This window comes from Pseudomonas sp. Kh14 (assembly GCF_900291005.1).
Classification (GTDB): Bacteria; Pseudomonadota; Gammaproteobacteria; order Pseudomonadales; family Pseudomonadaceae; genus Aquipseudomonas; species Aquipseudomonas alloputida.
Window position 1 is genome coordinate 551,224 of record NZ_OLKJ01000038.1, and the last position, 12,685, is coordinate 563,908.

Here is a 12,685-nt window from a genome sequence, read left to right on the forward strand (position 1 = left end):
AACGTTTTGACTTAGTGTCCTGTGGGCCAGAACGGCGACAGGCATGGTCGCCAGGCAACCGGATCAGTATCCTAGCACCTCCTGGCCCGCCGACGCTAAACCCAGCGGGCCGCCGAACAGGTTAAACACCGTATGAACGCTCTAGCCCGCCGCGCCGCTGGCCTGTTGCTCGGCACGCTCTGCCTGCCGCTCGCGGCCTTTGCCGCCGATGTGCAACCCACCCACGAATTCATCCTCGACAATGGCCTGAAGGTCGTTGTCCGCGAAGACCATCGCGCCCCGGTGGTGGTCTCGCAGATCTGGTACAAGGTCGGCTCCAGCTACGAGACCCCGGGCCAGACCGGCTTGTCCCATGCGCTGGAACACATGATGTTCAAGGGCAGCGCCAAGGTCGGCCCCGGCGAGGCCTCGCGCATTCTGCGTGACCTCGGCGCCGATGAAAACGCCTTCACCAGCGACGACTACACCGCCTATTACCAAGTGCTGGCCCGCGACCGCCTGCCGGTAGCCCTGGAACTGGAGGCCGACCGCCTTGCCAGCCTGCGCCTGCCTGCCGACGAGTTCAGCCGCGAAATCGAGGTCATCAAGGAAGAACGCCGCCTGCGCACCGACGACCAGCCCAATGCCAAGGCATTCGAGCTGTTCCGCGCCATGGCCTACCCGGCCAGCGGCTACCACACGCCGACCATTGGCTGGATGGCCGACCTGGAGCGCATGAAGGTCGAGGAACTGCGCCATTGGTACGAGTCCTGGTACGCCCCCAACAACGCCACTCTGGTGGTGGTCGGTGATGTCACCGCCGACGAGGTCAAGGGCCTGGCGCAGAAGTATTTCGGTAATATACCCAAACGCGCCGTACCGCCAGCCAAGCTGCCTCTGGAACTGGCCGAACCAGGTTGGCGCCAGTTGACCCTGCACGTACGAACCCAGCTGCCAAGCCTGATCTACGGCTTCAACGTGCCCGGCCTGCCCACCGCCAAGGACCCTCGGACGGTGCACGCCCTGCGCCTGATTTCGGCACTGCTCGACGGCGGCTACAGCGCCCGCATGCCGGCCCGCCTGGAGCGTGGCCAGGAACTGGTGGCCGGCGCGTCGTCCAGCTACAACGCCTTCACCCGCGGCGACAGCCTGTTCCTGATCTCGGCGACACCGAATGTGCAGAAGCAGAAAACCCTCGCCGACGTCGAGAAGGGCATCTGGCAGCTGCTTGAAGAACTCAAGAGCACACCGCCCAGCGCCGAAGAGCTGGAACGCGTACGCGCCCAGGTCATCGCCGGCCTGGTCTACGACCGCGACTCCATCAGCAGCCAGGCCACTACCATCGGCCAGCTGGAAACCGTCGGCCTGTCATGGAAGCTGATCGACAGCGAACTGGACGAGCTCAAGCGCGTCACCCCGCAGGACATCCAGAACGCCGCGCGCACCTACTTCACCCGCGAACGCCTGAGCGTTGCCCATGTACTGCCCGAGGAGTCCGCCCATGAGTGATCGCCGCGCACCACGCCCAACCCTGCTGGCCACGGGCATTCGTGCCCTGGCGCTGGCGGCAGTGCTGGCCGCTCCGGCCATGGCCGATAACGCTGCCAAGGCCGACAGCAGCGCGGCCCGCCCGGCCAACACCTTGCAGTCGCTGGCCGAACTGAATGGCAAGGCCCCCAGCCGGCGTCAGTTGAACATTCAGCACTGGAACACCGCCGAAGGTGCCCGGGTGCTGTTCGTCGAGGCCCGCGAACTGCCCATGTTCGACCTGCGTGTCACCTTCGCCGCCGGCAGCAGCCAGGACGGCGGCACGCCAGGCCTGGCCGCTCTGACCAACGCCATGCTCAACGAGGGCGTGGCCGGCAAGGACGTCACCGCCATCGCCGAAGGCTTCGAAGGCCTGGGCGCAGACTTTGGCAACGGTTCCTACCGCGACATGGCCGTCGCATCGCTGCGCAGCCTCAGTACCAAGGACAAGCGCGAACCGGCCCTCAAACTGTTTACAGAGGTGGCGGGCAAGCCTACATTCCCCGAGGATGCCCTCAAGCGCATCAAGAACCAGATGCTGGCTGGCTTCGAATATGAGAAGCAAAACCCCGGCAAGATCGCCGGCAAGGCCCTTTTCGGCAAGCTCTATGGCGACCACCCCTACGCCCACCCAAGCGACGGCACCGCAGAGAGCATTTCGGGCATTAGCCTCGCCCAACTGCGCGCGTTCCACGCGAAGGCCTATACCGGCGGCAATGCGGTAATCGCCCTGGTCGGCGACCTCAGCCGTTCAGAGGCCGAAGCCATCGCCGCACAGGTGTCTGCCGGCCTGCCCAAGGGCCCTGCGCTGGCCGCACCGGCCCAACCCGCAGACGCCAAGGCCGGCCTGACCCACATCGACTTCCCGTCCAAGCAGACCCACCTGATGCTGGCCGAACTGGGGATCGACCGCCAGGACCCGGACTGGCCAGCCCTGTCGCTGGGCAACCAGATCCTTGGTGGTGGCGCCTTCGGTACCCGGCTGATGAGCGAGGTGCGAGAGAAGCGTGGCCTGACCTACGGCGTTTACTCGGTATTCAGCCCGATGCAGGTACGCGGCCCGTTCATGATCAACCTGCAAACCCGTGCCGAGCTCAGCGAAGGTACGCTCAAGCTGGTGCAAGGCATTCTCGCCGACTACCTGAAGACGGGCCCTACCCAACAGGAACTGGACGATGCCAAGCGCGAGCTGGCCGGCAGCTTCCCGCTGTCCAATGCCAGTAATGCCAGCATCGTCGGCCAACTGGGCGCAATCGGCTTCTACAACTTGCCGCTGACCTGGCTAGAGGACTTCATGCAACAGTCCCAGGCCCTTACCGTCGAACAGGTCAAGGCAGCCATGAACAAACACCTGTCAGCCGATAAACTGGTGATCGTCACCGTTGGCCCGAAAGTGCCACAAAAACCGCTGCCAGCACCCACTGACAAGCCCTCCGAGCAACCGCTCGGGGTACCGGAGCACTAATGCCAAGATCCACCCCTCCCGCCCGCCCGCAGGCGGGCCCAAGCAAGGGCCAGGGCCACCTGCGCATCATCGCCGGCGAGTGGCGCAGCCGCCGCCTGGCGGTGCCGGAAGGCGAAGGCCTGCGGCCAACGCCTGACCGCGTACGGGAAACCGTATTCAACTGGCTGGCACCCTACATCGAGGGCGCCCGCGTGCTGGACGCCTTCACCGGCAGCGGTGCCTTGGTGCTCGAAGCCCTGTCCCGTGGGGCCGAGGATGCCGTGGCGCTGGACAGCAACCCTGCGGCCATCGCCAACCTGAAGAACAACCTCGAAATCCTGCGCTGTCCTCGCGGGCAAATTCTGCAAACCGACGCCCTGCGCTACTTGCAAGCCCCGGCCAAGCAGCAGTTCGATGTCGTGTTCCTCGACCCGCCGTTCCACCAGGACCTGCTGGCCAACACCTGCAACATGCTGGAGCAGCATCAGTGGTTGAGCGAGCAGGCATGGGTCTACACAGAAAGCGAAGCGGCACCCTCGACCTTGCAGCTGCCAGGCAACTGGCGCCTGCACCGTGAAAAAAAGACTGGCCAGGTGCACTACGCACTTTGGCAGCGGGCCTGACCACATAACCCGGGGCTGGCGTATTTAGTTACCGCCAACCGGCCTGGGGCATGGCTGAAGCTTCTCCTTCTATTCTTGCAGGAGCGCGTCAACCATGCCCCGAAACCCTTCCCCGCCTGCGCCCACCAGCGCAGTAAGCGCTTTTACACTGGCCAATGGCTTGCGTGTGTACCTTCGTGAAGACAGGCGCGCGCCACTGGTCAGTGCGCAACTGTGGTATCACGTCGGCTCCAGCTACGAGCCTGAAGGCCACACCGGCCTTTCTCACGCACTGGAGCATCTGCTGTTCGAAGGCAGCAGCAAGTTGGCCGGCGGCCAGTACTCCGCGCTCATGGCCCGCCTTGGTGGCAATCCGAATGCATTCACTGCCCAAGAAGCCACGGTCTTCCCGCTTACATTACCCAGCAATCGCCTGGAGATCGCGTTGGAAGCCATGGCCGACGTGATGGCAAGCGCTACCCTCGACAGCGCACCCTTCGCTCGCGAACTGGCAGTGGTCATGGCCGAGCGACGTGAGAATATCGATAACACCCCTCTCGCGCTGGCCCTGGAGCATCACCAGCTACTGGCCTATGGCAACAGCCGCTACGGCACGCCAGTGATCGGTCACAAAGCGGACCTTGGCCACATGACGCTGGCTGCAGCACGTACCTGGTACCAAAGCTGGTATCACCCTAACAACGCCACGCTTGCGGTAGCCGGCGACATTGCCTTGCCACAACTGCAAACCCTGGTAACCCGGCACTTTTCAGCGATCCCCGCCAATCGCCTGCCGCTGCGACAAACCCACAAAGCCCCGCCAGGTCTTTTACGGCGCTACCAGACCCTGCGCTTGCAAGGCCTGTACACGGGCGTGATCCTCAGTTTCAACCTCCCCAGCCAATGTACCGCCAAGTCTGATGAGCAAGCTTATGCACTGAGGCTGCTACCCGACATCCTGGCCGACGGCCAAGCCAGCACCTTGCAACGCAGGTTGGTGTTGGAGGAACCGCTACTGCGGGGGATCCGGTCAGATTATGAGCCTTGGCAACGGGGCGACAGCCTGCTGACCCTCTACACGTTCTGCAGCCCACACGTTACGCCAGAAGAAGCAGCCGAAAGGCTGATGCTGGAAATCAATGCGTTCCGCCACTCCGCCCCCTCCAAAGAAGGCCTTCAACGCGCCAAAGCGCGGCTGCTGGCCAGGCGACTGTTCGAAATGGACGATATCGGCAAACAGGCAGAAACCATTGGCAAGCAGGCCAGCTGCGGCCTGGACCCCGTGACGCTGGACGATGAACGGCAGGCCATCAACGCCGTGACAGCCGAACAAGTTGGCCAGGCTGCCCTGGACTTCCTCACCGAAGACCGAGCCGCTATCACTTTCATGCACACCAAGGAGAGCGCTGATGAGTGACACTATTGCGCAGCCCCAGCATACGGCCGATGGCGATAATATTTTTGGCGGCCTGATCTCGGCCCAGGGGCTGGACCTGAACCAGCTCACGCCCCATCAGACACATGTGCAAGCCTGGACAACAGCAACAGGCGCAGGTGTGAAGTTCGTCGAAGCACGTGGGTTACCTATCGTCGATGTGGTATTGCGGTTCAAGGCCGGCACAAGCCAAGCCCCCCTGCAATCCGGCCTGGCAGCCCTGACGCTGCATATGCTCGACGAAGGCAGCCAGCTTTACACCGCCGCCCAGCAAGCCGAGCGCATGGAGCGACTGGGCGTGATCATGGACAAACAGGTCCGCCTGGAGCACGCGACATTGAGCCTGCGCAGCCTGAGCAGCAAGGCTTTGCTTGATCCTGCCTTGGCGCTTTTCATCGATCTTGCCGCACGCCCTGCCTTTCCAGCCCTTGCATTGGAGACGGTAAAGCGCCAGCTGTTGCAGTCCAATGCATCACGAGAACGGCGCCCCGACATCAGGGCCCGGAGCGAAGTTTTCCGCCATTTGTTCAAGGGGCACCCCTACGGCAACCCTTGGGGTAGCACAGCCGAGGGTATGGCAACTGTCACCCCTGAGGACTTGCGGGCATTCCACCAGCGTGCTTATTCCGCCAGCAACCTGGAAATGGTGTTGGTCGGGGACCTCTCCCTTGCTGATGCACAAGACATTGCCCAGCAAATAAGCCAGGCCCTGCCCCAAGGCTGGTCCGCCGTAAAGCTGCCTGCCGTGCCGGCAGCAGCCAGTGCAACTGTGAACATCGAGCAGGATGGTGCCAGCAGTGCATTGGTGTTGGCAGTGCCCATGAACGTACCCGCCAATGACCCGGAGTATCCAGCGCTGGTGTTGGCTAGCGAGGTATTGGGGGCAGACCTCGAATCCCGCCTGATGGTGGAAATGCGCCAACGCCGTGGGCTGACCTACGGTATCTACAGTCGAGTGTCGCCCATGAGTGCCGGTGGCCTGTTGACCATCTCGTGGGAAATCGCCCCTGCGTACGTGCAAGGCTCGCAGGCTTTGGTAGAGGAGCTGCTGCGCGACTTCATCGACCAAGGCCCGACCCAGGCCGAGCTGGACCTGGCGCGCAATCGTCTGGCCGGGCAACAGCTACGCGGGATAGCGCAAAACAAGAGCCTGGCAGCGTTGCTCGCGCAGATCACCCATCAAAACCAGCCCGCGGACTATTTGAACACCTACATCGAGCGCATCGGCAGGCTGACCCCAGCGGACCTTCGCGCTGTCATGCAGCGCCGGCTCGACCTGGACCAGAAGGTGCTGGTCAGTGTCGGCCCTCAAGCCGAGCAGCAAGCGTTGCCGGCCCTCTACCAATAGCGCAGGTACTGTGGCGCTGTTTCATGGCACTCTAGGCAGGCACAACATGAGTCGCCCAGCATGCCCACTACCAGCGCCACGTTCCACCCAGCCTTCGGCCTGTCCAACCCCCATCTGCAAACGCTGTGGGGGCCATTGTGGCGCAAGCTGCCGGACCTGCCACGTAGCCGCGAACGCTTGTGGCTGGCCGACGGTGACTTCATCGACCTGGACTGGCACGGCCCGCACCAGCCGAATGTGCCATTGGTGCTGGTGCTGCACGGGCTGACCGGTTCGTCCCATTCGCCGTACGTCAAAGGCCTGCAGCAAAGTTTGCACGCACGCGGTTGGGCCAGTGTGGCAGCGAACTGGCGCGGCTGCTCGGGCGAGCCCAATCTCCTGCCCCGCAGCTACCATTCCGGCGCCAGCGAGGACCTGGCCGAAATTGTCAGCCACCTGCGCGCCCAGCGCCCACTGGCGCCGCTGTACGCGGTGGGTTACTCGCTGGGGGGGAACGTTCTGCTGAAATACCTGGGCGAGAGCGGGGTCGCCAGCCAGCTGGAGGCGGCGGTCGCAGTATCGGTGCCGTTTCGCCTGGACCACTGTGCCGACCGTATTGGCCGAGGTTTCTCCAAGGTTTACCAAGCGCACTTCATGCGCGAAATGCTGGCGTATGTACAGCTCAAGCAGCAGCACTTTCACGCCAACGGCCAACATGACCGGCTGGCGACGCTGCAGCGCTTGGGGCCACTGACCAAGTTGCGCACATTCTGGGACTTCGACGGTAGGGTTACCGCCCCCCTGAACGGGTTTCGCGACGTGCACGACTACTATCGTCGCTCATCGAGCCATTTCTTCTTGGGCCAGAATCGCACGCCGACGCTGATCATCCATTCCAGCGATGACCCGTTCGTGTCCTGCCACAGCTTGCCCACAGCCCGTGAACTGGCATCGCAAACCCGCTTCGAACTGCATAGCCGTGGCGGGCATGTGGGCTTTGTGGACGGCAGTCTGCGCAATCCGGGGTATTACCTGGAGCGCCGGATTCCGCAGTGGCTGGTCGAGGGTACCTAGCCCGAGCTGGATCTATTCGCCCGTAGCCACGCCGTGCGCGGGATTGTTGATCCACTCACTCCACGACCCGGCATACAGCTTGCCTAGCGGGTAGCCTGCCAGCGCCAAGGCAAACAGGTTATGGCAAGCCGTCACCCCGGATCCGCAGTAAGACACCAACTGCTCCGGCGCCCGCCCGGCAAGCATTTCGGCAAAGCGCTGCCTGAGTTGGTCCGAAGGCAAGAAGCGCCCATCAGCGCCTAAGTTGTCGGTAAACGCTGCGCACTGGGCACCGGGAATATGCCCCGCCACCGGGTCGATCGGCTCCACTTCACCGCGAAAACGTGGCAAGGCACGCGCATCGATCAAAGTCAGGTCTGTGCTACCAAGGCGCTTGCCCAGATGGTCGGCATCGATCAGCAGCTTCGCGTCAGGTTCACCACTGAAAGTGCCCTCACGTTTGGGCGGTGGGTCCAGGCTCAACGGCAGGTGCGCCGCGTGCCAAGCCTTCAGGCCACCGTCGAGAATCGCCACACCGCTGCGCTTGCCCAGCCAGACCAGTAGCCACCAGGCGCGGGCGGCAAAGGCGCCGGGGCCGTCGTCGTACAGCACCACCTCGCTGTCGTTGTTCAGGCCCCACTCTCGCAGGCGCTCGACCAGCTGCTGCGGATCGGGCAATGGGTGGCGCCCGGTGCGCCCCTTGCTCACCGGCCCGCTGAGATCCCGGTCCAGGTCGGCAAAATGCGCCCCCTCAATATGCCCCTGGGCATAGCTGCGCTGGCCATAGTCCACATCCTCGAGGGCAAAGCGGCAGTCGAGGATCACCAACTTGGGCGAGCCCAGACGCTCGGCCAACTGCTGCGGGGTGATCAATTGCGCAAGGGACATGACAATCTCCTGATCTATGGCACAAGAGCCCTGGGCTAGTGCTCCAGAGCCTGGTTGAACGGTACATGGAATTCCTGACACAGCGCGTCCACGGCAGGACGGGCATTGTCGGTGACGAAACCGAGCTCCAGCACCAGCACCTGATAGACGCCGCGCTTGAAGGCTTCTTCACCCAAGTGCGCGGAATGTTCACGCGTGGTGCTAAGAAAACGTACCCATGATGTCAGCACGATCCAGGCATTGATGGTCAGCGATTCGATCTGCGCCGGCACCATGGCCAGGATCCCTGCCTCGACGAAGCCGCGGTAGATCGCCTGGCCCTGGCGCAGGCAGCGTTCGGAAAAACGCCGGTAACGGGCGGCCAGTTCGGCGTCGCTGTCCAGCAGATGCTCCAGGTCACGGTGCAGGAAGCGGTAGTTCCACATAGCCGCCAGCAAGGCCTTGAGGTAGAAGCGTTTGTCTTCCACGGTTGCCGCGCGGCCCTGCGGCGGGCGCAGAAAGCTGTCCACCAGCGCTTCGTACTGGCTGAACAACAGGGCAATGATCGCCTGCTTGTTGGGGAAGTGGTAATACAGGTTGCCGGGCGAGATTTCCATGTGCGCGGCAATGTGGTTGGTACTGACGCTGCGTTCGCCCTGCTGGTTGAACAGCTCCAGGCTGTTCTGCACGATGCGCTCTCGGGTCTTCATGCGCGGGGCCATGCTCAGCTCCCAGTCTGCAGGCTTTCATCAAAGGTTTATCTTACGGCGTATTACAGATGGAATGCACCGTTGAGCGGCATGGAAAAATTCGCACCATGGTACAAATTAGAGTATAGGCTCTAGGCAACCCCGGCCCGGACTCGACACCACCATGAACTCGCCCAGTGCCTTGCCCCCTGTGCAATTCGACCTCGACCTCGCGACGACGTTCGCGGCCCAGCGCCTGGCCTTTGCCGGTAACCCGCTGCCACCAGCGGCGCAGCGGCGGCAGTGGCTGAAAAGCCTGCGTGAAGCCTTGCTGAGCAGCCAGGCAGAACTGATCGAAGCCATCAGCCAGGATTTTACCGGGCGCAGCGCGGACGAGACCTTGCTGGCCGAACTGCTACCGTCGGTGCAAGGCCTGCGCCACGCCGAAAAGCACTTGCAACGCTGGATGCGCACACGCCGACGCCGCGTCGGCCTGGCGTTCCAGCCGGCCAGCGCACAGGTGCGCTATCAACCCTTGGGCGTGGTCGGCATCATCGTGCCGTGGAACTACCCGTTGTTCCTCGCCATCGGCCCGTTGACCTGCGCCCTGGCCGCCGGCAACCGGGTCATGCTCAAGCTTAGCGAGGCCACGCCCGCGACTGGCCTGGCCCTGCAGCAACTGCTCGAGCGTGTGTTCCCCACAGACCTGGTCAACGTTGTGCTCGGTGAGGTCGAGGTGGGCCAGGCCTTCGCCCGCCTGCCCTTCGACCACCTGCTGTTCACCGGTGCCACCAGCGTGGGCCGCCAGGTGATGCAGGCTGCCGCACACAACCTGACCCCGGTCACCCTGGAGCTGGGTGGCAAATCCCCCGCTATTGTTTCTGACGACGTGCCGCTGGACAGCGCCGCCGAGCGCATCGCCTTCGGCAAGACCCTCAACGCCGGCCAGACCTGCGTCGCCCCCGACTACGTACTGGTGCCACGCGAACGGCTGCCCGCCTTCAGCGACGCCTACCAGCGCGCCGTGCACCGACTGTACCCGCGCATCGCCCACAACCCCGACTACACCGCCATCATCAACCCGCGCCAGTTGCAGCGCTTGCAGCACCTGCTGGATGATGCCCGCGCCAAAGGCGCGCAAGTACTCGACTTGTACCCAGGCGAAGCCCCTCAGGGCCGGCGCCTGCCGCCACACTTGCTGCTGGACGTAAACGACAGCATGCAGGTGATGCAAGACGAAATCTTCGGCCCACTATTGCCGTTAGTGCCTTATGACAGCCTCGACCAGGCCTTGGCCTACATCAATCAGCGCCCACGCCCACTGGCGCTGTACTTCTTTGGCTATGACCGCCACACCCAGGAGCATGTGCTGCGTCACACCCACTCCGGCGGTGTGTGCCTGAACGACACCTTGCTGCATGTTGCCCAGGATGATCTGCCCTTCGGCGGCATCGGGCCTTCAGGCATGGGCCACTACCATGGTCATGACGGTTTCCTCACCTTCAGCAAGGCCAAGGCGGTACTTGCCAAGCAACGCTTCAACGCCGCACGGCTGATCTACCCGCCTTATGGCAAAGCCTTGCAACGCCTGGTCTACAAATTATTCATCCGCTGAGGGCCGCGCCATGCACCGCCGCGACCTGCTGCGCTTCAGCCTCGGCGCCAGTGCTTTTCTGGCGGGTGCCAGCCTGGTGGGGTGCAGCGTGCAAACCGCCGCAACCGGCTATCAGGTACTTCGTGACGACGACCTGCCCCTGCTGCGTGCGCTGATCCCGGTGGTCCTGGCCGGTACACAGGCCACCGATGCGCCGGTGTTGCGCAGCCTCGACAACAAGCTGGCGGCGTTGTCGCCGGAAATGCTCAAGCTCACCCGGCAATTGTTCGACGTGCTCAGCCTGCCGCTGACTCGCGGCCCGCTGACCGGCGTCTGGGGCAGCTGGGGCCAAGCTGGCGCCACGCAGGTCACGGCGTTCCTGCAACGCTGGCAGGACAGCTCGCTGAACCTGCTACGCATGGGGCACGCCTCGTTGCTGCAACTGCTGCAAATGGCCTGGTACGAACGCCCCGAATCCTGGGCAGACTGCGGTTACCCGGGCCCACCGAAAATCTGAAAACAACAAGAGCATCGCCAATGCCTGTCCCCGACCCGTTTCGCCAAGGCCTCGAACGCGGCTGGATCACCCACGACGCCTCTCGCCTGGAGCACGACCTGTTTCTGGAGGCCGACATTGCCGTGATCGGCAGTGGTGCCGGCGGCGCCACCAGTGCGCAGATGCTCAGCGCTGCCGGTTTCAAGGTACTGCTGATCGAAGAAGGCCCCCTGAAGACCAGCAGCGATTTCCACCTGCTGGAGAGCGAAGCCTACGCCAGCCTTTACCAGGAAGGGCTGGGGCGCATGAGCAAGGATGGCGCCATTACCATCCTGCAGGGCCGCGCCGTGGGCGGCACCACGCTGGTGAACTGGACCTCGAGCTTTCGTACTCCACCGCAAACCCTGGCGCACTGGGCCTCGGTCCATGGCGTGAACGGTTTGGGCGAGGATGAACTGCGCCCCTGGTTCGAGCGCATGGAGCAGGAACTGGGCATCAGCCCTTGGGCCTTGCCGCCGAATGCCAACAACGATGTGCTGCGCCGGGGCTGCGAACAGCTGGGTTACCGCTGGGGGGTGATCCCGCGCAATGTGCGCGGCTGCTGGAACCTGGGCTACTGCGGCATGGGCTGCCCTGTGAATGCCAAGCAATCGATGCTGGTGACCCGTATACCTGCCACCCTCGAGCAAGGCGGCGAACTGCTGTACCTGGCGCGGGCCGAGCGCTTCACCCACAACGGCGAACGCATTCAGAGCCTGACATGCCAGGCCCTGGACGCCCAGGGCATACACCCTACCGGCAGGCAGGTCGGCGTGCGGGCACGCCATTACCTCCTGGCCGGTGGCGGTATCAACAGCCCGGCCCTGCTGCTGCGCTCTGCCGCGCCCGACCCGTATGGTCGCTTGGGCAAGCGAACCTTCCTGCACCTGGTCAACTTCAGTGCGGCACGCTTCAGCGAGCGTATCGACCCCTACCATGGCGCCCCGCAATCGATCTACAGCGATCACTTTCAGTGGCAAGGCGGCGTAGACGGCCCGGCTGGCTACAAGCTGGAAGTACCGCCGCTGCATCCGGCCCTGGCCAGCACCCTGCTGGGCGGGCTCGGCCACGAAAGTGCCCAGCGCATGGCCGAGCTGCCCCATACCCATGTGATGCTGGCACTGCTACGCGATGGTTTTCACCCCGAAAGCCAGGGCGGGACCGTGGAACTGCGCGGCGATGGTTCACCCGTGCTCGATTACCCGGTCACCGACTACCTGCGGGATGGCCTGCGGCGCGCCTACCGCAGCATGGCGCAAATACAGTTCGCTGCTGGCGCCACCCAGGTAACCCCGGTGCACAGCGACGCCAGCGCCGCCTCTAGCCTGGAACAGGCCCTGACCATGATCGACAAACTGCGTCTGGAGCCCTTCCGCACGCGCTTGGGCAGCGCCCATGTAATGGGCGGCTGTGCCCTCGGCGAAGACCCGCGCCACGCGGTGTGCGACAGCCTGGGCCGCCATCACCAGCTGGAAAACCTGTCGATTCACGACGGTTCACTGTTCCCCACCAGCATCGGCGCCAACCCGCAATTGTCGGTGTATGCCATCAGCGCCAGGCTCAGCGAAGCACTGGTCAGCCGCCTGGCACACAGCGCATGACAACGAACATGGCCCCTGTCTATAGTGCCATC

At 63.7% G+C, this 12,685-nt stretch carries 11 protein-coding genes; 9 read left to right on the plus strand and 2 right to left on the minus strand.

Going from position 1 to position 12,685, the window contains the following annotated elements:
* Positions 1-132 precede the first annotated feature (132 nt).
* The 6 genes from FQ668_RS24910 (at position 133) to FQ668_RS24935 (ending at position 7,388) form a co-directional block, all read left to right on the plus strand.
* Complete coding sequence (locus FQ668_RS24910) at positions 133-1,488, plus strand: pitrilysin family protein (protein ID WP_004575476.1); 1,356 nt, start codon at positions 133-135, stop codon at positions 1,486-1,488.
* Complete coding sequence (locus tag FQ668_RS24915; protein ID WP_110159570.1) at positions 1,481-2,971, plus strand: pitrilysin family protein; 1,491 nt, start codon at positions 1,481-1,483, stop codon at positions 2,969-2,971. The genes FQ668_RS24910 and FQ668_RS24915 overlap by 8 nt, the downstream gene beginning before the upstream one ends.
* The gene (rsmD, locus tag FQ668_RS24920) at positions 2,971-3,573 is read left to right on the plus strand and encodes a 16S rRNA (guanine(966)-N(2))-methyltransferase RsmD (protein ID WP_014592733.1); all 603 of its coding nucleotides are present in this window, start codon (positions 2,971-2,973) and stop codon (positions 3,571-3,573) included. The genes FQ668_RS24915 and rsmD overlap by 1 nt, the downstream gene beginning before the upstream one ends.
* 94 nt (positions 3,574-3,667) lie before the next feature.
* Positions 3,668-4,969 carry a pitrilysin family protein gene (locus FQ668_RS24925; protein ID WP_144180709.1) on the plus strand — a complete coding sequence of 434 codons (1,302 nt, stop codon included), beginning with the start codon at positions 3,668-3,670 and terminating at the stop codon, positions 4,967-4,969.
* The gene (locus FQ668_RS24930; protein ID WP_014592735.1) at positions 4,962-6,335 is read left to right on the plus strand and encodes a pitrilysin family protein; all 1,374 of its coding nucleotides are present in this window, start codon (positions 4,962-4,964) and stop codon (positions 6,333-6,335) included. The genes FQ668_RS24925 and FQ668_RS24930 overlap by 8 nt, the downstream gene beginning before the upstream one ends.
* A gap of 60 nt (positions 6,336-6,395) precedes the next feature.
* Positions 6,396-7,388 (plus strand): hydrolase, encoded by a 993-nt coding sequence (locus tag FQ668_RS24935; RefSeq protein WP_014592736.1) that lies wholly within the window; start codon positions 6,396-6,398, stop codon positions 7,386-7,388.
* Positions 7,389-7,400: 12 nt separating this feature from the next.
* Here the strand turns inward: FQ668_RS24935 and FQ668_RS24940 are convergent, their stop codons facing one another.
* Positions 7,401-8,255 carry a sulfurtransferase gene (locus FQ668_RS24940; protein ID WP_070384446.1) on the minus strand — a complete coding sequence of 285 codons (855 nt, stop codon included), beginning with the start codon at positions 8,253-8,255 and terminating at the stop codon, positions 7,401-7,403.
* A 35-nt stretch (positions 8,256-8,290) separates the two neighbouring features.
* Entirely contained in the window at positions 8,291-8,956 is a 666-nt protein-coding gene (locus FQ668_RS24945; protein ID WP_003249070.1) for a TetR/AcrR family transcriptional regulator, read from the minus strand.
* 151 nt (positions 8,957-9,107) lie between these two features.
* Here FQ668_RS24945 and FQ668_RS24950 point away from each other — a divergent pair, with 151 nt between their 5' ends.
* Genes FQ668_RS24950 through FQ668_RS24960 form a run of 3 tightly spaced genes read left to right on the plus strand, consistent with a single transcriptional unit; the run spans position 9,108 to position 12,653 of the window.
* Complete coding sequence (locus FQ668_RS24950) at positions 9,108-10,538, plus strand: coniferyl aldehyde dehydrogenase (protein ID WP_019436577.1); 1,431 nt, start codon at positions 9,108-9,110, stop codon at positions 10,536-10,538.
* Positions 10,539-10,548: 10 nt separating this feature from the next.
* The gene (locus tag FQ668_RS24955; protein WP_014592739.1) at positions 10,549-11,034 is read left to right on the plus strand and encodes a hypothetical protein; all 486 of its coding nucleotides are present in this window, start codon (positions 10,549-10,551) and stop codon (positions 11,032-11,034) included.
* 20 nt (positions 11,035-11,054) lie between these two features.
* Positions 11,055-12,653, plus strand: coding sequence for a GMC family oxidoreductase (locus tag FQ668_RS24960; protein WP_144180712.1), 1,599 nt, complete (start codon positions 11,055-11,057; stop codon positions 12,651-12,653).
* The last annotated feature ends 32 nt before the right edge of the window (positions 12,654-12,685 follow it).